The organism is Halorubrum yunnanense, from assembly GCF_026586675.1.
Taxonomy (GTDB): Archaea; Halobacteriota; Halobacteria; order Halobacteriales; family Haloferacaceae; genus Halorubrum; species Halorubrum yunnanense.
Window position 1 is genome coordinate 1 of sequence record NZ_JAODIX010000100.1, and the last position, 1,390, is coordinate 1,390.

General features: G+C 57.6%; 1 pseudogene. It reads left to right on the top strand.

The features are described 5' to 3' along the window. Positions 1-1,390 (top strand): annotated as a pseudogene (locus N5096_RS16055) (hypothetical protein); the annotation flags it as partial.

Genomic DNA, 1,390 nt, shown 5'->3' on the forward strand with positions numbered 1-1,390 from the left:
ATTTGCTGAGGTTGCTCATTACGCCGATCTTGAGGACCAGATTGAGGGAGATGTCCCCACGACCGAGACGCCCGATATCCTTGGAAACGTCGTCAGCGAGGGCGAATTGCTTGAGCGTCATGAGGCTGTTGCCGACCTGTTCACACCGGCCACGGACCCTTCTCCATCTCGCGAAGAGATCGTCGAGGAGTTAATTGAGCGTGGGGTGGGGACCTCACTGACGGGGCGAGAGAATCGCCTTCGAGACCGTGAGGAGCTGTTGAAAATAAAGGCCTCCGAAGCGCTTGAGCGCCACCATACGCCCGTTGAATTTGACCTAGCTGACCCCGATGACCGCTACGATGACTGTGGGTCACTCACGGTCGCGACGTTTGGTCAAAGTCAGCTGACAAACGCGATCCACGACGTGACCCCCAGTGTAGCCTCTGAATTGACAGAGATTGTTGGCACACTGATCCCGTCGACGATCGATGCAGTTCGCCGCATCGCAGAGCAGGAAGGTCGGCCCGTGGAGTCGCTCAATCTGCCACCGGCTGACGAGGAGTACGGTGGTGTCAACCACCTTGCGAAGAAATACGGCGTGAGTGGTGGTAACCTCGCGTTCGCGACCACAGTAATCGCAGCTGCTGATTGTCCGATGGATGACTGGCCGGACGCTGTTCGCGATAATCTCCGGAAGTATGGCAGCGGTCAGTCTACAGAAGGGAAGCATCTCGATGGGCTCCGTCACACACACGTTGCACTCCTACAGGCCGCCGGAGTGACGCCGAGAATCCAGTTAGTCCTTGATGGGCCGACGTGGACTGACGTCGAGGACCGACGGATGATAGAGCGATTCTTTGATTCGCTCGACATCCTCGCCAAGGCTGTCGACATTGAGCTGGTTGCGTCACCGCACGTCGTCCGCACGCTGACGCGCCGTGTTCCGGATATCGTCGACGAGCATGACCTTACTGAGGGCCGTGGCGGGTCCCTCCTGTCCAATCACGACACAGACAGCGGAGACCGGACAGAGGCTTACCGCGTTCTCGATGAGCTGAACAGTCCCGGTGCGCATCGACTCATAGCCAACATGTTCCAAGACGAGCCTCGAACCGTTCAAGAACTGAAATCTGACGAGGAGATCGCCCTTGCTGCAAGCACCGTTGATCGATACGTGCGACAGCTTGAACAGCATGACCTGCTCGAGGTTGCCGAGTACACGACGCAGAGCAACACCGTGACACTCACCCAGTTTGGTAAAATTGCAAAAGGGCTCATAACGCCGTCATATGAACTTCTCCCTCCAGAACAGCAATCTCTCCCAACCGAGCCTTACCGGCCCCCGAAATCTTCTCACAAGTACAGTGTGTCGAGCGCCGACAAGGTCGAGGAGGGGGGAGGACCCCTC